General features: G+C 54.9%; 13 protein-coding genes. 10 read left to right on the forward strand and 3 right to left on the reverse strand.

The window, feature by feature from the left end; genetic code table 11:
• Positions 1-3: 3 nt before the first annotated feature.
• The gene (locus O8W32_07505; protein WII09007.1) at positions 4-2,883 is read right to left on the reverse strand and encodes a hypothetical protein; all 2,880 of its coding nucleotides are present in this window, start codon (positions 2,881-2,883) and stop codon (positions 4-6) included.
• A 230-nt stretch (positions 2,884-3,113) separates the two neighbouring features.
• Complete coding sequence (locus O8W32_07510) at positions 3,114-4,328, reverse strand: ISL3 family transposase (GenBank protein ID WII09008.1); 1,215 nt, start codon at positions 4,326-4,328, stop codon at positions 3,114-3,116.
• Between the two features lie 833 nt (positions 4,329-5,161).
• Between O8W32_07510 and O8W32_07515 the strand changes: the two genes are divergently transcribed.
• From O8W32_07515 to O8W32_07555, 9 genes are all read left to right on the forward strand, one after another.
• Entirely contained in the window at positions 5,162-5,545 is a 384-nt protein-coding gene (locus O8W32_07515) for a very short patch repair endonuclease (protein ID WII09009.1), read from the forward strand.
• Between the two features lie 853 nt (positions 5,546-6,398).
• Positions 6,399-7,775, forward strand: a complete 1,377-nt coding sequence (locus tag O8W32_07520; GenBank protein WII09010.1) for a hypothetical protein — start codon at positions 6,399-6,401, stop codon at positions 7,773-7,775.
• Between the two features lie 57 nt (positions 7,776-7,832).
• A complete protein-coding gene (locus O8W32_07525) occupies positions 7,833-8,942 on the forward strand; it encodes an iron ABC transporter permease (GenBank protein WII09011.1) in 1,110 nt (369 codons plus the stop codon).
• A 2-nt stretch (positions 8,943-8,944) separates the two neighbouring features.
• A complete protein-coding gene (locus O8W32_07530) occupies positions 8,945-9,736 on the forward strand; it encodes an ABC transporter ATP-binding protein (protein WII09012.1) in 792 nt (263 codons plus the stop codon).
• 385 nt (positions 9,737-10,121) lie between these two features.
• Positions 10,122-11,498, forward strand: a complete 1,377-nt coding sequence (locus O8W32_07535) for a hypothetical protein (protein ID WII09013.1) — start codon at positions 10,122-10,124, stop codon at positions 11,496-11,498.
• 42 nt (positions 11,499-11,540) lie between these two features.
• Positions 11,541-12,635: an iron ABC transporter permease gene (locus tag O8W32_07540; protein WII09014.1), complete on the forward strand. Its 1,095-nt coding sequence runs from the start codon at positions 11,541-11,543 to the stop codon at positions 12,633-12,635.
• Positions 12,635-13,444 (forward strand): ABC transporter ATP-binding protein, encoded by an 810-nt coding sequence (locus O8W32_07545; protein ID WII09015.1) that lies wholly within the window; start codon positions 12,635-12,637, stop codon positions 13,442-13,444. The genes O8W32_07540 and O8W32_07545 overlap by 1 nt, the downstream gene beginning before the upstream one ends.
• Before the next feature lie 178 nt (positions 13,445-13,622).
• On the forward strand, positions 13,623-15,776 hold the full coding sequence (locus O8W32_07550) for an AAA family ATPase (GenBank protein WII09016.1): 2,154 nt from the start codon (positions 13,623-13,625) through the stop codon (positions 15,774-15,776).
• A complete protein-coding gene (locus O8W32_07555; GenBank protein WII09017.1) occupies positions 15,773-17,077 on the forward strand; it encodes a hypothetical protein in 1,305 nt (434 codons plus the stop codon). The genes O8W32_07550 and O8W32_07555 overlap by 4 nt, the downstream gene beginning before the upstream one ends.
• Here the strand turns inward: O8W32_07555 and O8W32_07560 are convergent.
• The gene (locus O8W32_07560; protein WII09018.1) at positions 17,070-18,197 is read right to left on the reverse strand and encodes a metalloregulator ArsR/SmtB family transcription factor; all 1,128 of its coding nucleotides are present in this window, start codon (positions 18,195-18,197) and stop codon (positions 17,070-17,072) included. The two genes, O8W32_07555 and O8W32_07560, sit on opposite strands and share 8 nt — an antisense overlap.
• Before the next feature lie 166 nt (positions 18,198-18,363).
• Between O8W32_07560 and O8W32_07565 the strand changes: the two genes are divergently transcribed.
• The gene (locus O8W32_07565; GenBank protein ID WII09019.1) at positions 18,364-19,707 is read left to right on the forward strand and encodes a hypothetical protein; all 1,344 of its coding nucleotides are present in this window, start codon (positions 18,364-18,366) and stop codon (positions 19,705-19,707) included.
• The last annotated feature ends 17 nt before the right edge of the window (positions 19,708-19,724 follow it).

Here is a 19,724-nt window from a genome sequence, read left to right on the forward strand (position 1 = left end):
GAATCATCTCATAGAATCCAGATACACGTAACCAGTATCCGTTGTATCGACTTCTCTGTCATCCCTTACGCCTGTCGGAATCAAGACTGTCAGTGTGACCACGTTAGATGGATATTCTTTTTCTTCATCGTTTGCTATGCCTATCAAAAGCAGGGGGGTTTTGTCCCAACCCGACTCTTTTCTGGCGATGTCTCTTTTGCCGACATCCCCGCTCTGGATGGCATCTTTGAACGTTCTGTTGTTTCCTTTGTTCCAATCAATATCGGCGGTCAGATGAATTTTATCTCTCACTGTTTTTATTTGTATAAGTTTATCATTGCGAATCTCCGCGCGCCTGTTTACAACATTGACCGTCTTTCCGTTTCCGAGATCAAAAATAGGATTGCTGAGAGTGACCAATTTATTCTTCCTGCCGGCAAGTACGATGTTGAAATCTTTGATTATTGAACGATCAATCATGCGCAACCAATGGAAACAACATTCTCCTGATTTTACATTCACTGGACCCGAGTCCGAATCGCCCTTCCTAAAGTCTGCCAAATAGTCCAATACTGCATTTTTATCTACCCCTCTGTAAAGGAGAACGGCGCCATCCATTGCCGGAGTGATTGAGGATTCAGAAATTCCGTTGAGAAGTTTTCTGGTTATCTCCAGATTATAGTCCAGGGATTCTTTGTCGCCGCGATATTTGCTGATTGACTTATCGAGTCCGTTTCCGAAAGACACTTTGATTCTAGTGTGCGCGGCGTTCTGCATTTTGTTTCTGGATGTCAAAGACTTCAGCATATGCGCCTCGGGAACGTCTTTTATTCTCACTGCAAACTCTCTGGGGGATATCGATTCGCGGCTGTGTTCAACAATCTCCGCCCTCAGGGAATCGTTGATGTCGTTCAGATCTTCATATGAAGTTATGGCCGTTCTGTCCATCCAGATTCTCGGCAGAAGCTCATACCCTTTCCTAAAGCCAAACCATCTGGCCATCTGAAGGAGAGTATCGGCCTGTTTCACTGTCCTCCTGAAATATGAAACCACCAGTCCTTCGATGGTTAATCCACGGGACAGTGTATTCCCCCCTATTACGATAAATGCGGGGGCATACTCTTCCACCTTATCTTTTTCGCTCGGATACACTATCCGAATGGTAAAATTGATTTCATTCCTGATTGGGTCGCTGTTTTTCGATGAGTTATCGACACATATGTGAATCTGTCTTGTATAAGTGTTGATTTTTTGTCCCGTTTCCTCGTCCTGAACAAAGTTGATGCGAGTAGGATCGGAATCGATGAGATAATCTATTTCAGACTTAATTCTCTCGAATTTCGGATAATCTCTGATCTCTGCGGTTGAATTATCATCTTCAGAATTTTCGATACCGTAATCGGGGACGCATTCTCTGAATGATTCGGGAGTCAGTGCTTTTGTCTGTATCTCATACTGTTCTCTGCAGAGGCTGCGGAGCTCGTCCTTGCAATTTTCGAGATAATATACTACAGCCCTGTCCACTGCAACATGCTCTCTGATTTTAGAATCCACGTTCATCAGCATGCTGACTGGCGTTATCTTGTCCTGCTTTTCCGAACGATTCCAATACCTTCTGATTGCAACACAACAGATGAACCAGGCAATGGCTTCTTTCATCGATGGCGGCATCATTTCAGGATGCCCCTCCAGATTCCCAATATTGGCTGGCATCTCTGTTTCGATGACCATTTTATTCGACAGGGCAGAATCATCTCCGGAGAATATCCTGTGAAGCCCCAGATAATAACTGGACGGAGTAAGAGCGAAAATGAAATCGGCAGGATATAAGGTCGAATTCTTATCCGGCGAATTGGTCTCACCCTCATTGAGAAGATTGGCATACGGAGTCGCAGTATAACATAGGTAGTTCACTGAGCGGAAAGGATCCATTCTCTTCCCACTAGTGGATTTTCCATTGATTAGATAGATTATCAAACGGTTGATCTTTGTTCTCTCATCATATGCTTCTATCTCTTCCTGTGTCATCGTTTCTTTTTCTTTATTGCTGAGCGTTTTGGTGTTGATACTGGCCAAATCTGCTTCGTCATCAATGACGATAAGGCGGATTTCCGACCGTTGGTTTCCTTTACGCTGAAGAGTGATCAACAAATCTCTGAGGCGGTCGCTGTTCTTCAGACAGACCCATAGATAGCGTTCGGGGCTGTTTTCATCTAGGCTCTGAAGTTCGTTGCTGGCGATATCGGCGGGCTTCCGCCCCGGTTCAATGATGTGCCAGTTATAGCGAAGCTTGTCAGATGGATCTTCGGCATCTCTCTTCAATTCGCTCTCCATTCTCGACTGGGTCTGTTCCCTGAGATTGTCGATGGTTCCAGAAAGTATCACGAACAGATTCCAACCGAGATCCGCCGCCATAGAAATAATCCCTATCATGTTGGCTGTTTTCCCAGATTGGACTTCGCCGAAGATCAGCCCTTCATTGGGATTGTTCTGGGCCGTATTGTCTTTAAGAAGTTCAACTACATTCCTAGATGATTCTTCCAATTCGGGAATGTTTTCAAATCCTTTTGATTCAAGTATGTGCTTATAATGGCCCCATTGAGTTTCTCTAGAGTCTGAAATCAAGCGAACTGTCCTTTCATTACTAGTAATTGTATTTTTTTTATCGAGGTCATAACTGGGCGCCGATCTTTCCTGGTATCTGACATATCCAGTCATGTAATTGTAAAATCCAGGATAATCAGCACGGCATATTTTCATCAGCGTTTTGAAATTATTTCCTCTTTCATCTTGAGGTATAGTGTCAGGATTATTTGACCAAAACAGCAGTTCTTTATTATCACATCCCATAGTATTGGCAGTTTCACGTATAGTTCTGTAAAATTCTTTCGGATGCTCTTCCATAGTAACACAAACTTGATTGTAATCCAATTGACCAGATAAATATCTTGATTGTTATTTTACGGTATTCGATAATTCAAATCTGATGAAAAGTGAGATTGCCTAGCACTGCCTTCGGCGGTCACGCTCACAAACAGTTTAGCATCGGGGTGTTGCCAACGACTCGTTGGTGACTGCATAGCAATTATTTTGGTTCTATAACATTTCGTGTGGAATCGGGCAGAGGAGCAGGCTCATAACGACCTGCAGCTGTCGCGGAAGAACACTATCCTTCCGAGACGCATCTCCTTCCCGTAACCTCTCGCCAATCCCTTGGACAGCTGCACCCTGCCGTTGAGGGATTCCTGGTAGCCGTTGTTGATGCCGGTCTCTATGGCCTTCAATATCCCTTCGAGATGCTTCTTCACGGTCTTGGCCAATGCTCTGAAACCCGCGGATCCTTCCTCTGCGGCCCACTGCGCCCATCTGACCAGATGGGCACGTGCCAGATCGATCTGCTCGTATGAGTAGTCGAACACCTGCCTGAGGGACTCCTTCATCTGATAGGATGTACCTACAAGCTCGTTGTCCTTGGTTATGTCCATGAGCTCATGCATCTCATCCGGACGGAGGTTCTCGGGGTTCTTCAGCAGCGCGTAACGGACGGATTTCCTCCTCTGGCCGTTGATCTGCGTCGATGCGCGGTCGCGGTCCAGATGCCTGTTGGCGATCTGGACCAGATGGAACGGGTCGTAGACCGGCTCGGCGTTGGGGAGATATTCTTTGGCGCCGGCGATGAACGCATCGCCGAAGTCCGTGGCAATCAGTTCGATGGCCCGCGGGTCGCCGTCATGTTCACAGAGCCAGACAGCGAATTCCCTGATGGTATCGGAATCCTTCCCCTTGGTTATGAACACGATATCCCCGGTATCGGCGTCGGTCACTGCCGTGATGTACTTATGGTGCTTCTTCGCCGCCGTCTCATCCACACGGATGCGCCTCAGTCCGGACAGGTCCATGGAATCGAGATGGCGGTCGACAACGGCCCCGACTATATCGTCCAGCACCTTCCAGGACACCTTGAGAAGCCTCGATGCCGCTGCAAGCGACATCTGTGCCATATGTTCGATGGCCGCCTCCATGAACCTCTTCGTATAGCTCACGCGCTGATCCGCCCAGGGTATGTCCGCCTGGGTTATCTTCCCGCACTTGGGACACATGCAGCGCGGTATCGCGGCATGGATGTAGCAGACGGTATCGTCCAGATTGGCATGTCTCCATACCCTGACCCTGGCGTCGTGGATCGAACGTCTGCATCCGCACTCCGGACATATTCCGGGGTCTCCGATGAAATCCATGTCGATGTGGGTGACCTTCACGTCATCCTCCACTCCTCCCCGGATCGCCGTTATTTTCCACTGATCGGTCTCCACCCCGAGGATGAATTTCATCGACTGCTCCAATGTCATCGGGGCGCATCCTTCGCCCTTCGGCGAAGGTGCCTTACAGCTCCTTTTGGCGCACACAGGTGCGTATGCGCATGATCGATTATGAGCCTGCTCCTCTGCCCGATTCCACACGAAATGTTATAGAACCATTATTTTGCTAGTATCGAGGTTGCGATAATGTGGAAATGAAGCCAGATGCGGTTATTCAAGCATCTCTTCCGCATCTTTTCACAACCTGTTCGTGCAAGAGAGGTCCACAGTCTGAAAGCGTTTATCCCTATCCTCTGACACGATCAATCATGTGCAACGACGTGTATGCAGACAGAATCCTGCCCTGTATTCCCGTCTGATTTCGGATTTCTCATCCAGATTTGTGTTCCGCAGCAAGGATGCGACCCCCAAGGATTCAAGTACGGCGGCGTCAACACATCTGTTTTGTATTACTCCTCTCGGCGACGTTTCTCTCTCTACCGCCCGGCTGCTTGTTCCCAGACGACTTCCCACGTATCTCAATTTGAAGAAGAAGTGCCATTTATTCTCAAAAGCTATCTGTGCTATAATCAGAATGACTTCAGATAATGTCCAAATTAATTTCATCTATGATTTGAGCAATCACTATAATATCTTTACAAACAAAACAAAAATTCTTCAATGAGCCAACATTCGGAAATTTTTGTCTCTGTTTTCACTGAAACACCCCGGATCTATCTTCGTCTTGTCTCTGAAAACTTTCAATTGCTCAGCCTCGAAATTGTTGAAGACAGAATCATAGTTTTCAAACTAACAATTGACTAATATGCTCCAGCCAATACACGGATGTGGACAACCATACCCCCGAACAACGCCACAGGAACATGGCCGCCATCAAATGTAAGGATACAGGGATTGAGGTGAAGCTTCGGAAGGAACTGTGGTCGCGGGGACTCCGCTATCGGAAGAACTGTAAAGATGTTCCGGGGAAGCCTGATGTTGTTTTCAAGAGGGCGAAAGTGGCAGTTTTCTGCGATTCCGAGTTCTGGCACGGGAAGGATTGGGAAACGAGAAAGAATCAGATCCATTCGAACCGCGATTACTGGATTCCAAAAATAGAGCGCAATATCGAACGTGACAGAGAGGTAAATGAGCAGCTGAATGAGATGGGGTGGACTGTCCTGAGATTCTGGGGGAAAACCATCGACAAAGAAACCGCTACATGCGCAGATGAGATAGAGCGCCTGGTGCATGAATCAAAACATTGACTTCAGGACCGGCGCAAATTCTAACAAGTGTCCTGAACTACGGGGTTAAAAACCCATGACTTTGCTTATTCCCCCGAAGTATTCTGTGAGCCGAGTTGACACTTGCGACATAAAGCGGATTGTCTGTCGAGAGCATCTTCGGGACTGCGGCAAATCGTAATAAGAGGCCTTTCGTTTATTTCATTCGCCAAACACAAACTGTCGAAAGGTCATTTCTTGCGATTGTTTCATCAGTCTTAAAGTTACGTCCTAATGGGCGGCATGTTGGGCCGGGAAATGATGAGTTTTGGTCTGCTACAAAATCAGGTTGCATACGAGGATCCTGAACTGAACAATAGTATTACAATGACTGTCGGCAACTGAAATTCTTGCTCATTTTAGGTACTTATTTGGGGTGAATTCACAATGTTCGGTCTGGTGATCTTCTCTAGCATTGTGGTGCCCATGGTTGTCGGGAGTCATAGGTTCCAGCTGTGCAATGGTTATACTTCATCCCTTGGCATCTCGCATGCCTATGAGAGTGTCAGGCGACTGTGGGGGACGACTGCGCTGAAATTCTATCCTTAGTATCTACTAGTTTACCCGTCGTGAATAACAGTATCTGTATGGCAAACATTGACTCAGGCGGATTTTGTCGTTTGTCAGCAATCAGAGCACCATCTTCTGCCGCTCTGTCAATGCTGTCCCTGAGGACGTAGAACACATGTTTAAAATAAATCACATCGAATTTTTTTTACTTTGGATAATCTGGTCAAATGAATCCAATTATTCCGAAAAAGTTTTATAACAGCTAATATAGTGTATTGTCCAATTGGATTATACATCCAATTGTGATATTATGCCTAAAAACCAAATGTACTTGCTGATCGGCGCCATCATCGTTGTAGTAGCAGTCGCAGCGGTTGCCGCCGTCGTGATCTCTGATGACGATGATGACAACAATAACGGGACGTCCAAGGAAATCGGGGAGCTCGGGACATATATCACCGTGTACGGAAACGCGAACAACGACCTGTACATCAACGACGGCGATATCGATCAGCTTCAGGCAATCATCGACAGCGAGAACGGATGGGAGAAGAGCAAATATCCCTATGCGGACGCAAACCAGGACGGCACTGTAGACTCTAAAGACATCGATTTCGTCAGGTCGATGATAAACGGCGACTCGATGCAAGTCTACTATGAGGATTACTACGGCGACGTCACTACCGTCAACTATCCTCTGACCAATGTCAATATCGCGGTCACATACTATCAGCAGGCCGAAGCATGTGCGGTACTCGGCGTGCTGGATGACGTCAAGGTCGTATCCAAGGCAGCCAGCGTGTATGGGACCATGTGGCCCACGCTCGCGGATGAAGTGGAGTGGGGGACTACCGGAAGCAGTGCAATCACCGACGACGCCGTCGAGAAATTCATCTCTAACAACGTGAAACTTGTCGTCTGCACCCCCAGGACGGAAAACCATGAACTTGCCACTGAATTGTTCGAAGAACGCGGCATCAGTTTCATCCAGCTCTGGTACAACGGGGAGTACTGCATCCCGACCATGATGACCATGGGATTCCTCATGGATAAGATGGACAAGGCCCAGGCGTACACAGATTACTGCAACGATACCATCAAAGATCTTACATCGAAGATCACCGACAGTTCCGCGAAGACGGCATTGGTGATCAGCGGTTACACCGCAGATACCGACAGCATCTCCATATTGGGAAATGAAAGGCACGGCACTTACGTTCTTATCAACAAATATCTTGCCAAGTGTTACACTGAAAGCGGAACGAACCAGTTCGGCTTCGTTTACCACAATGTAGAGTGGCTCATCACCAACAGCTCGAATTTTGATTACATTGTCTATGCGATGTCCGGCAACTCGGGCTACTCGGATGATCAGACAACGAACACGTACTACACCCAGAGCTCCTATAACGAGAAATTCGAGGATACTGTTTCTTATTTCATCAAAACCAACGCGTACAAGAACGGAAACATCATCGGAAGCGAATATCCCAACACCTTCGGATATTCTGCTTATGCGATTCTTCCGATTATCGCGGCCCAGATGTATCCCGATCTCTTCGATCTCAATGATGCATTCGATCATCTGCAGGAGTGGTTCGACAAGTACAATGTCGTCAACATCGACGTCAAGAAGAACGGCCCGATCACCTATACCGGAACCGTGTTCCAGGCGAGCTATCCCCAACTGGCCGTCAGCTGAATTCTGAGCAGGGAAACAACTTAGCGGCCGCTATGGCCGCACATCACGGGGCACAAAATGTCCGAAAAGAGCGACCGCATCATAGAGAATGCTGTGAACGCCTGGCTGGCAGATGACATCAAGATCAATGAGGTCTTGGTCAATTACCACAGGAATACACTCAAGAAAGTCTTCGTTATCGTGCTGTGTCTGACGCTAGCCGCCATAGTCGCTGGTTTTGCTATCACGATCGGAGATTTGCATGTAGGATTTTTCAATTCTTACGGAGTCATCCTCGCTCACCTCACGGGCGATGTAACCGACGATAACGCCGACTACATCATCTGGGAATGGAGGCTGCCGAGGGTACTTACCGGGCTTATTGCCGGGGCCGGGCTGGGCATCGCCGGAGCCGTGATGCAGTGCATTCTCAGGAATCCTCTTGCCGATCCGTATACGACAGGGATATCCTCGGGGGCTAGCCTGGGGGCTTCTATCGCCATAGGCCTCGGCGTATCATTCGTCAGCGGAGTCTATGGGACAGTCATCACCGCTTTCATATTCTCTCTCATACCGATGGCCATCATCATGGCGGTCTCCAAAATGAAGGGGGCAACGCCGACAACGATGATCATGGCCGGTATCGCCGTCATGTATATCTTCAATGCATGCACGATGATGATCAAGCTCTGGGTGGATCCCGATAAATTGGAGGAGATATACAGATGGTCGGTCGGAACGATCGACGGCGCCAAATGGGACCAAGTCTACGTCATGTTCATCGTGGTCTTTGCTGGATATGTCGCTGTCCAGCTGCTGTCCCGCCGCCTCAATGTTCTGTCTACCGGAGATGAAAGCTCAAGGTCAATCGGCGTCAATGCCAACCAGTTGAGGCTGCTGTGCATGTTCATCGTTTCGTTGCTGACTGCAGGCGTTGTAAGTTTCACCGGCCTCATCGGGTTCATCGGCCTTGTCAGCCCTCATATCGTCCGCCTGGTAATCGGTTCCGACAATCGTTTCCTCATTCCGGCTTCCGGAGCCTTCGGAGCTGCGCTACTGATACTTTCAGATACTGTAGGCAGAACGCTGATCGAGGGCACGGTCATACAGGTCGGCGTCATCACTGCGTTCATCGGAGGTCCGATGTTCCTGTATCTTATCATCAGGCAGAAAAAGGAGGAGATCTGAGCATGTCCATAATCTCTGTCGAAGATCTTCATGTGGGTTACAGTGAAGGTTCTGAGATTCTGCACGGCATCTCTTTCGAGATTGATGAGCCGGAATACGTATGCATCATCGGGCCGAACGGCGTCGGGAAATCTACTCTGATCAAAGCCGTCGGCGGCATAATAAAGCCCCGCTCGGGGCACGTGAAAGTATTCGACACAGACGTCGGAGAATACAGTCTGAGGGAACTGTCGAAACTCGTAGGATATGTCCCTGTTATCTCCTCCGATTTCAATGTTCTTTCCGTGCTCGATACCGTCCTGATCGGCCGCTATTCCCACCAGAAATGGCGCACGACGCAGAAGGACATCGCGATCGCCATGAAGTCGCTGAAAGCCATGGAGATCAGCGATCTTGCAGAACGCCGCTTCAACGAGCTGTCTGCCGGACAGCACCAGAAGGTCGCGATTTCCAGAGGTCTTGTGCAGGAGCCCAAGATTCTGATGCTTGATGAGCCTACTGCCAACCTGGATATTCGCCATCAGATTTACGTCTCGGCTTTTCTGAGGAAACTCAGTGAAAAGACCCAGACAACTTGTTTCACCGTAAGTCACGATCTCAATCTGGCTGCCAAGTACGCTACGAAGGTGATCGTCCTGCAGAGGCCCGGGAGGATATATGCGATCGGGAAGCCCAAGGATGTGATCACAGAGCAGATGATCCGCGACGTTTATGAGGTTGAGAGCAAGGTGATCGATGATAACGGGGTCCCTCACGTCATACTGGATGGTGTAATGGAAGAGTCGCACGAATGAGGCGCCGGTGGAAATGAAAATGCCGGGAAATTCTGTCTTGCTGGAGTCCATCAGGGATGCGCCCCCGCTTATGCTGCCGGCGGGCATGCTGCAGCCTGCGGAATCGGGCGCATCCTGTCATCATGTTTGAATTGTCAAATACAGCAGAGCATCAATCCAACATATGCCGGTCAGTGTTAACACAACTGCAATTGCGACCGATTCAACTCCCATGTACAGGGACCTGACCTTCTTTCGAAAATATGATTCTGACCTAACGGTTTCGTAAAAGTGCGCAATTCTCTGCGAATCCGTCCAACGGCGGAAATCCTATAATAGGGACATCAGGTCCGAACCTAAATGGATTATACATCCAGTGATTGACATGATGAAGAGCCAGATGTATATGATTGCAGGAGCTGTGGTCGTCATCGCGGTAATCGCGGCCGCCGCCTACGTTGTGCTGTCCGGCGATGATGATAGCGATGACGAGACGGCTTACGATCTCACGGTCACGCGCCTCACTGTCTTCGGCAACGCGGACAACGACGATGACCTCGACAGCGATGATGTCGTGTTCATCAATAAGATTGTCAGCGGGGAGGCCGAGTGGGACTCTTCGGCGAACCCATATGCCGATGCCGACGGGAACGGTGTCGTCGACAGCAAGGACGCCGACTACCTGAACGCCATAATCAGCAAGGATACGGCGGCCGCCCCGAAGATATTCTATGCGGACGTCAACGGCAGGATGGCCTCCGTTTCCCAGCCTGTCTCCAAGCTGGGCGCCGATTACTGGCCGACCATCGACGGCATCATCGCGATCGGGGCCCAGGGCCTCGTCACCTATGTCGACAGCGGGATCTACAACCAGCTGTCAAGCAACGCCCTCAAGTACAACACGCTGACCCAGAGTTCCGTGCAGAACTTCGGAAGCGGGTTCGGCACCGGCTATGATTTCGAGACGGTCGTGGCCACCGGGGTGGATGCGATGGTCTGCGGTTCTGCCGACATCTACTTCGTCGGGATCGAGAACAAGTTCGACGACAGCACCCGCATCGATATGATCAGGCTGCCGTTCTGGGAGGGCGACAGGGTCGACTCTGCCGTCATCACTCTCGCATACCTGCTCAACAACGACACGTACATCGCCAAAGCGAAGGAGTTCCTGAGCTTCGAAGACGGAATAACCCAGACTATCGAGAACGGCCTGTCCGGCATCACAGAGAAGGCCACTTCCCTCGTCATCTACATCGGTTCCTCGACCGAGAAGAACCTCGATGTCGAGATCGAAGCCAGAGGGTGCGGCAGTTTCGAATGGTCGGTCATGGGAGGAACGGACAACCTATCCTCCGACATCAACAGCTCCGGTGCCCTCAGGTCCGATTCCATGTACTATCAGACCGATCAGGATTATGTCATCAGCAAGAACCCGGACTACGTGTTCATCCTCGGGAAGGCAGGGTTCAACAGGACCGCCTCCGACTCGCAGGCCTCATTCGATGCCGGCGCGGCCTATCTGACCACCACCGACGCTTACAGGAACGGGCACATCTGGGTCTCCGGCTCCGGCGTCACTTCCGGAACCATGCAGAAGGTCACCGCCCTCCTGCTGGCCACGATGGTGTACGAGGACAGGTTCTCAGGTGTGGACGCGCACTCCTATCTGCAGGAGTTCGTCGACACCTTCACCCTCGCCAACGCAGGCGTCAGTTCTTCGGATGACGGGTACTACAACGTCCGCGAATCCGGGGAATGGATCTACAAGCCGACCTCGTCCTGAGGCGGAAAAGGGGCCGTAAGGCCCCGATTCTTCCATGATACCATGTGGGGAATAAGCAGCGACAGTTATGATCCCGAGAGCGGAGGCTCCAAGCGCGACTTCGTGATCTCCAGGTACGGGCGTTACATCCGTTTCAAGTTCCTCTTCATGGCCGTCTGCGCGGTCGTGGCCGTCTTTGTGTCCCTGTATGCGCTGACCGTCGGCGGATACCACATAGAGTTCGCCGAGACCTATCGGATCCTGGCGGACCACATACGCGGGGACGTCTCGGACCCTACGAAGGACCTGATAGTCTGGGACACCAGGCTCCCGAGGGTCATCACGGGGATAGTGGTGGGGGTCGCCCTTGCATCGGCGGGCGCCGTCATGCAGAGCATCATGAAGAACCCGCTGGCCGACCCGTACACAACCGGCATCTCATCGGGCGCCTCCTTCGGCGCCACCCTGGCGATGACCATGGGCTTCACCGTCGCCGGCGGTTCCGCCGGGCTGATCGTCAACGCCTTCGTCTTCTCGCTCATACCGGCGGCCATAATCATCCTGGTGTCCGGGATGAAGGGCGCCACCCCGACGGTCATGATCCTGTCGGGGATCGCCGTCATGTACATCTTCAACGCGTTCACGACGCTGTTCATGCTCCTCGCAGACCCAGAGGACCTGGCGGCAGTGTACAGCTGGCAGGTAGGGTCGCTCGGAAGGTCCAGCTGGGACTACATCCCGGTGATGACGGCCGTGACCGCCGCCGGGGTGCTGGCGCTCCAGTTCCTGGCGGGCAAGATCAATGTCCTGACCACAGGAGACGACAACGCGAAGTCCCTGGGCATCGAGGCCGGGAAGCTGAGGATATTCTGCCTCATCGTGGTGTCGCTGGTCACGGCCAGCGTTGTCAGCTTCACAGGGATCATCGGCTTCGTCGGGCTGGTCTGCCCTCATGTCGTCAGGATCTTCCTCGGCTCCGACAACCGCTATCTGATACCTGCCTCAGCGCTGTTCGGCGTGGTCCTCGTGCTCGTTTCCGACGTGGTCGGCAGAACCCTGCTGTACCCCACCGTCCTGCAGGTTGGAGTGGTCACTGCCTTCATCGGCGGCCCGATGTTCCTGTATCTGATAATCAAAGCGAACAGGAGAGCCCTCTGATGGAGATCGATGTTGCCGATCTGGAATTCTCCTACGGCATGGGGAAGAAGGTCCTCGACGACATATCGTTCCGTCTCTCGGACGCCGGCCTGATCTGCATCATAGGTCCCAACGGCGTCGGGAAATCGACCCTCGTCCGCTGCATGAACAAGATCCTGAAACCGACCGGAGGCACGGTGACCGTCGACGGGCGCGACATCTCCGAAATCAGGCTCAGGGAACTGGCTCAGCATATGGGGTACGTCCCCACATCCTCCGAGGACGATTTCCCGATGACCGTCTTCGACACGATACTCCTGGGAAGGACGCCGAAGCAGGCGTTCGGCACTTCCAAAGAGGATTACGACAAGGTCTACGACGTCATGGAGATGCTTGGCATAGAGGACCTGGCCATGAGGCCGTTCAACGAGCTCTCGGCGGGCCAGCACCAGAAGGTGGCCATCGCCAGGGGGCTTGTCCAGGAACCGGAGGTGCTGATCCTCGACGAGCCCACTGCGAACCTGGATGTGAAGCACCAGGTCGTCGTGCTGAAGATGCTGAGGAGACTGGCGGCCGAGAAGAAGATGAAGGTCGTTATGATCGTCCACGACCTCAATATAAGTGCCAGATACGCGGATAGGATAATCCTGATGTCGCCTCCGGGCATCATCAGGCAGATCGGGACCGCAGAGGAGGTCCTGACCGAGGAGAACATGGCCGCCATCTACGGGGTCCGCACGAAGATCATCACCGTCGAAGGCAAACCCCATGTCATCGTGCTAGACGACCTGGAAGGAACGGACCGAGGCCATCCATGTTATGGAACATGATCGGGCCCCTGCTTTCATTCATTTCTCGGACGGCCGCTGATGTCCCGCTAGAACTTTTTCTCTCCGATCGGCAGCGGTCCTCCTCAGGTCCGCGGCCGTTCAAAACTCCGTGAAATCAATTCCGGCTTGCTTCCTATAACAATGGATTATATATCCAACTCTACCCATCCCCCTTCAGATGTACCGTCTCGCCGTCTACGGCAAAGGCGGGGTCGGCAAGTCTGCCGTCTCCTCCAACCTCTCCTATCTGCTGAGCCTCCGCGGCCACAAGGTCCTCCACATCGGCTGCGACCCGAAGCACGACTCCACCCGCCTCCTGACCGGGGGCGTCCCCCAGCGGACCTTCCTGGACTGCATGGTGGAGAAGGAAGGCAGCGCTGTGCAGGAAGGGGAGAACGGGATCTCATGCGTCGAATGCGGCGGCGCCGAGCCCGGCATCGGCTGCGCCGGGAAGGGCATGACCGCCATGTTCTCCTACATGGAGGACCACACACCCGAGGGCACCGACATCCGCATCTGCGACGTCCTCGGCGACGTTGTCTGCGGCGGGTTCAGCGTCCCCATGCGCCGGAACAACGTCGACGGCATACTCATCGTCGTATCGGAGGAGTTCATGGCCCTGTACGCCGCCAACAATATCCTGCGCGGGATCGCCAACCTCAACGGCACGCCCTGCGTTCTGGGCCTGATTCTCAACAGCCGCGACCCCCAGGACCGCGCCAGGGCCGAATCTTTCTCCGCGGCCTCCGGGGTGCCGATCATCGCCGAGATCTCCAGGAGCCCCCTGTTCTCAAGGGCGGAGGCCGCCGGGAGGGCGCTCTGCGCCCTGTTCCCGGACTCGGAGCCTGCCCGTCAGCTCAATGCCCTGGCCGATGCGGCCGAAAGGGCGATGGCCGGGGAGCTGAAGGGAGTGAAGGCCTCCCCCCTGTCGGACAGGGCCATGACCCAGATCGCCGCCGGGCAGCCGGTCACCGACACCTCCGGCGCGGGCACCCGAAAGACCTGCGGCTTCGACTCCTACGACAGCGAGCGCGGGATCTCCTACCGCGGGAGGTTCGTCATGCCCGCCTGCACTTCGCACGGGGCCTTCGAGCTGCTGTCGGGCATCGTGGACGCCGCCGTGGTCATGCACGGTCCCCGGAACTGCGCCTTCCTGGACGAGTACGCCTGGGAGAGGGAGACCTATTGGACCTCGTTCTCCAGGGGAGGGCCCAGGGCCTGCAACGTCTACAGCAGCGGGCTGGACGGGCTCTCGTCCTTCGCGGGGGACGCGGAGGCCCTGCGGAATGCTGTCATGAGGGCTTATGCCGACGGGTTCAGGTGGATCTTCGTCGTTCGCACCTGCGCCTCGGAGATCCTCGGCTCCGACCTCCAGAGCATCATAGAGGATATGCATCTGGAAGATGCGCACGTTATCGTCATTCCCTCCGACAGGAAGTTCCTGGGCTCCAAATGGGGGTGCTTCGGCGGGGCCGCGGGGGTCCTGGCGGATCTGGTCGACTGGGACAGAGAGCCTGTGCCGGGCACCGCCGCCATGCTCGGCATGGGCGGGAGCATGGCATCCACTGCCGAAGGGCGCGCGGAGCTGGACAGGGTGCTGGGCGCCTTCGGCCTCAGGAGGGCGGCGGGGTTCACCGACACCGCCCGCATGGAGGACATCCTGTCGGTATCGGAGGCGCAGTACCTGCTGCAGGTGGAGCCCCGCGGGCTCTACTCGAAGATCGCGGGCGCGGTGAAGGAGCACAGGACGGTCCGCACGGTGCCGTTCATGCACGGCATGAGGGGGCTGGAAGGATGGGTGAACGTCCTATCTGAGATGACCGGGAAGGCAGGCGAAGGGGAGGCGTTCCTGGCGGCCGAGAGGAAGCGCTATGAAGAAGGGCTCTCCCGCCTCCGGCCGAAGGCCGCCGGGAAGAGGGCCCTGATCTACTCCAGGTCGGACTTCGACCTCGACTGGCACATCGATGTCCTGCAGGACCTGGGCATGGAGGTGGCGGAGGTCGCCCACTGGCCGGCGAACTTCGTCGACCGCGGGGAGCCTCCGTCGGAGCACCCGGAGATCCCCCGGGCCGAGGAGGTCCCGCTGTGCGCCCTCCGGGAGGAGGCAGAGAAGGTTTACGCGGACCTGATCGTCTCCGGTGATATGCGCGCCGGGAGGGCCGGCCTCCCGTGGACCGGCCTCGGCGAGAGGTATTACGGCACGGTTGGCGCCCTCGACTGGGCCGGGAGGATCGTGCGCTCCCTGCATCTCCCGCCGGAGGCGGTCGCGTACCGTTCGGACGGTCATGCCGGGTGCGGCGCCGGGAACGGTCCCGGGGGGTGCTGCGGATGAAGGTCCGGCCCGACGGCCTCATCGGGGCCGTCCTGGCCGCCGAAGGGTGCGGCCTGAAGGCGATGATAAACGGGCCCGGGGGCTGCCGCTCCCGCGCCCTGAACCTCTGGCGGGAGCTCTCCGAGGAGTATCTCGGCGAGGATCCCGGCAGCTGCCGCACCGAGTTCCTCTCCAGGCAGTCCGCCCTCCCCTGCACCTACCTCAACAGCGACGACATGGTCCTCGGCTCGGGAGAGAAGATCTCCGAGGGCCTGCGCTCGGTCCTGGCGGCCTCCCCGGGGGACATCATGCTCATCGACACCCTCGCCTCGGGCCTGCAAGCGGCGGACGAGATGAAGTCCATCCGCGACGCCGGCGCGGAAGGGAAGGTGCTCCTGGCCCCGCCGGAGCTTTCGTCGATGTCCGCGGCGGAAGGGTACGATGCCTCCGCTGCCCTCATCGCCGAGAGGTACGCAGGGGACGGAGGGGAGGGCCGGAGGCCCTCCCTGACCGTCCTCGGCTACACCATGGCGGACAGCAGCTGGCACTTCGGCATGCAGAACCTGCGGGAGCTCCTCTCATCGATGGGGATCGGCGAGGTGCATTTCATCGGCTGCCGTTCCTCCGCGGGAGAGGTCCCGGAATCCTTCCGGTCCTCCGCCGCCGTCGAGGTCCATCCGGAGAACAGTACTCTTACCGCGGAAGTGTACAGGAAGAGGGGGATCCCCGCCGTTGTCCCGAAGGCCGGTTCTCCGATAGGCTTCGATTCGGTGCGCTCCTTCCTCGAAGACGTCTCGGATGCGACCGGGACCTCCCCTGATGCGGCCTTCAAGAAAGTTCAGGAAGAGGAGGACCGCTGCCTGCGGGTCCTCCGCAACTGCGACAAGGACGCCCGCGCCTTCCGCGGGCAGTGCTGCGCCCTGTCCGGGATGCCCTCGGACACGCTCCCGCTCATGAGGTTCCTGCGGGACTGGTTCGGCCTGGTCCCCTGCTCGGTGAGGAAGCAGTACTGCGGCCCGTCCGTCTACGACGGGGAGGTCTCCGCGTTCCTGAAGGAGTGCGGGGCGGAGGAGGCCGCCGATGCCCGGCCCGACCCGTTCGCCACCGCCGTCTTCATGTCAGACGGCTACGAGGCGGAGGAGTACAGGCGGGAGCACTCCAGGTGCTCCTGCATGGGGATCTCCGCGCCGTATGCGCGCAAGGCGGAGTTCAGGGACTCCAGCCTGGTGGGGCTGGGAGGATGCAGGTACCTCCTCGACGGGATCATCAACGGCAGGGGAGAGTTCAGCTGCGGGCAGCCGACGATGGCGGACTTCAGGTGATCCTGCGGGATGACAGCGACCTCGCCGCCTCCAGCATGCACCCGACGGCGTCTGCGTCGGTAAGCGAGTACACAGAGGAACGCCCCGCTCTCTCAGCTCTCACGATGCCTCCTTCTTTCATGATCCTCAGATCATAGGAAACGAGGTTCTGAGGGAGGCCTGTCACTTCCTGGATCTCCTTCACGCTCATCGGCGACGCGCTCAGCAGGGCGGCGATGCGGATCCTGTCCTCCGTTGCCAAAGCGGACACGGCTGACTTGGCGCCTGTCATGCCGCTCTCGAAAGCAGGGTGTCTGTCCAGAACCTCATTCTGTCTGCAGCTGAACGGGGTGCGGGCGCAGACCGCATATGTCATCGGAACAGACATCTTGCCGAGCCGGGAAAGATAGGTGAAATGCTCGGAGTCTGTGCTCTCGATCTTTATCTCCTTGATTCCCAGTTCCATGAGGAACCAAGTCTCCCAGCTCGGCCGCCTTATCCGGTTGACATAGAGATTGCGGCATATGCCCCTGAGCCGCTGATAGTCGATGTTCCCGATGTCGGGGCGGATCTCGAGCTCCTCTTTGGAGTACTTAGTTCTCATGTAGTCGCTCCTCTGCCTGTACTCTTCGAGGGTCGTATCGAAGAAGTAGTTCCCGTCGGCTATGAAGAGGAATCCTCCCGGTCTCAGGAGACGCACCCATTCGCTGACTGCCTTTCCCGGGTCGCAGATCGTGAAAAGCGTGTCGTTGGCGACCACAGCATCGAAAGAGCAGCTTTCGAGACCGGGATTCTCAGCGTTCCCCAGAACGAAATCTATGTCGGCCCCGTAGTAATCCGCGTTCCACCTGGCCTGTTCCAGCATTTTAGGGCTTATATCCATCGATGTGACGTCGTGGCCCATGGCGGACAGGGTTATCGATGAGTAGCCGGCACCGGAGCCCATGTCTGCTATCTTCAGGCATCTCCCTGTTCCGACCATCCTGCTGAACATCTTCTCAAGGCAGTCGGATGTTTTAAGGTACATGCGGGTGGAGAGACCGTATCCGCGAGCGTTATCCTCCCAGAAGCCCGTCACTTCCTTCTGCACTTCCGCATCAGATATGCGGCCGATCACCTGCTCCTTGGTAAGATCGCTCATTCGGCCGGTTTCACTCCGTCAACCCGTTAATAAGGTCGGTCTTATTGGATTAATTTCCTGTCAAATCAAATTTTTTTGATAGATCTGCGGGCTTTCCGCAAACGCTTATATCCTGTCTCAAGGTCCGATGCATCAATTGGATTATACATCCAAATAAGGGGATAACATGAACATGAAGATACTGACCGTCGCAGCAGTGGCGGCGGTCATCGCGGTCGCAGCAATTGCGTTTGCGGTCATGGACGACGACAACGACAGCAGCAAGCCGGACCTGACAATCAGTGATGTCGACGGCATCAGGCTGATCGTCTACGGGAACGCCAACAATGATGACACGATCGATTCGAACGACCGTGCCATAATAGAATCCATAATCGACGGGGAGACTGTCTGGGACAGCAGCAAGGCCCCTTACGCGGATGCTAACGCCGACGGCACGGTCGACAGCAAGGACCTGGACCTTGTCGATGCGATCATCAACGGGACCGAGGGGACGTACGTTTACTACTCGAACTATCAGGGGCATGCTACGAAGGTGGCGTACCCGACCCCGACCGATAACGTCGGCACGATGTATTACCAGGCGGCGCAGATTTCCATCCTCTTCGGCATCTGGGACAATGTGAAGGCATGCGGAGTGACATCTCTGAACGACACCGCGAACCCCGGTTACGAGAGCAAGATTTCTTACGGATCCGGATACAACGTCGACCCCCAGACGGTCGTGAGCTCCGGCGTGACCACGATCATCTGCTACACTCAGACCGATACGACGGCGGCCGACATGGTCAACCTCGTCGAAACCACCGGATACGGGCTCAATGTCCTCTGCGTGAACCATGAGCATCTCCTGCAGTGCGTCTGCACTTACGGGTTCCTCTTCGGTCTGACAGACATCTCGGACAGGTATCTGGAACTGGCCGACAGGTGCTCCGAGAGCATCCAGGCATCGATGTCCGGCGTAGCCTCGCAGGACCAGCCCACCGTCACCGGAGTGATGCTCTACAGCACTGCCACGACGGAAAAGATCCGCGTGCTCGGATGGAATCCTGCAGGGAACACCCACAACCTCGCCAAACTGATCCACTCCGTGCCCAATGTCAACTGGCTGAGGGCAGACAGCGACGAATCTCCTGCATACGGCGTGTACGTCAAGACCGAATGGTTCCTGACGGAAAAGCCTGACTACATCCTCGTCGTCGGTTCGGGGCTGACATCATCCTCGATGACTGCGGAAGAGTGCCAGGAGACTTATCATGCGAAATGCAAGGAGGTCTTCGGGGAGACCGAGGCGTACAAGAACAACCATATCATATGCACCAGCAACGGGATGCTGAACACCTACTCTAACCCGCTTGTCTCTCTCCGCATTCTGTCCTACGTCTACAGCGAGATCGACAGTTCGCTTGCCGATGAGGCGTACAGTGCGTGGTATACGTTCACGCTGCACAAGGAGGGCGATCTCGCCACCGAAGGCATCTACGTGATCGGGTCCGCGCTTGATTCGTGAACCCGCCCGCCGGCCGG

It is taken from the genome of Methanomassiliicoccales archaeon LGM-DZ1 (assembly GCA_030168595.1).
Classification (GTDB): domain Archaea; phylum Thermoplasmatota; class Thermoplasmata; order Methanomassiliicoccales; family Methanomethylophilaceae; genus Methanomethylophilus.

What these genes read in the sequence shown, in the direction of transcription:
- O8W32_07535 (WII09013.1), top strand. Translation starts at nt 10,122, where the DNA reads ATGATTGCAGGAGCTGTGGTCGTCATCGCGGTAATCGCGGCCGCCGCC.
- O8W32_07540 (WII09014.1), top strand. Translation starts at nt 11,541, where the DNA reads ATGTGGGGAATAAGCAGCGACAGTTATGATCCCGAGAGCGGAGGCTCC.
- O8W32_07560 (WII09018.1), bottom strand. Translation starts at nt 18,197, where the DNA reads ATGAGCGATCTTACCAAGGAGCAGGTGATCGGCCGCATATCTGATGCG.
- O8W32_07555 (WII09017.1), top strand. Translation starts at nt 15,773, where the DNA reads ATGAAGGTCCGGCCCGACGGCCTCATCGGGGCCGTCCTGGCCGCCGAA.
- O8W32_07565 (WII09019.1), top strand. Translation starts at nt 18,364, where the DNA reads ATGAACATGAAGATACTGACCGTCGCAGCAGTGGCGGCGGTCATCGCG.
- O8W32_07525 (WII09011.1), top strand. Translation starts at nt 7,833, where the DNA reads ATGTCCGAAAAGAGCGACCGCATCATAGAGAATGCTGTGAACGCCTGG.
- O8W32_07530 (WII09012.1), top strand. Translation starts at nt 8,945, where the DNA reads ATGTCCATAATCTCTGTCGAAGATCTTCATGTGGGTTACAGTGAAGGT.
- O8W32_07545 (WII09015.1), top strand. Translation starts at nt 12,635, where the DNA reads ATGGAGATCGATGTTGCCGATCTGGAATTCTCCTACGGCATGGGGAAG.
- O8W32_07505 (WII09007.1), bottom strand. Translation starts at nt 2,883, where the DNA reads ATGGAAGAGCATCCGAAAGAATTTTACAGAACTATACGTGAAACTGCC.
- O8W32_07520 (WII09010.1), top strand. Translation starts at nt 6,399, where the DNA reads ATGTACTTGCTGATCGGCGCCATCATCGTTGTAGTAGCAGTCGCAGCG.
- O8W32_07515 (WII09009.1), top strand. Translation starts at nt 5,162, where the DNA reads ATGGCCGCCATCAAATGTAAGGATACAGGGATTGAGGTGAAGCTTCGG.
- O8W32_07550 (WII09016.1), top strand. Translation starts at nt 13,623, where the DNA reads ATGTACCGTCTCGCCGTCTACGGCAAAGGCGGGGTCGGCAAGTCTGCC.
- O8W32_07510 (WII09008.1), bottom strand. Translation starts at nt 4,328, where the DNA reads ATGACATTGGAGCAGTCGATGAAATTCATCCTCGGGGTGGAGACCGAT.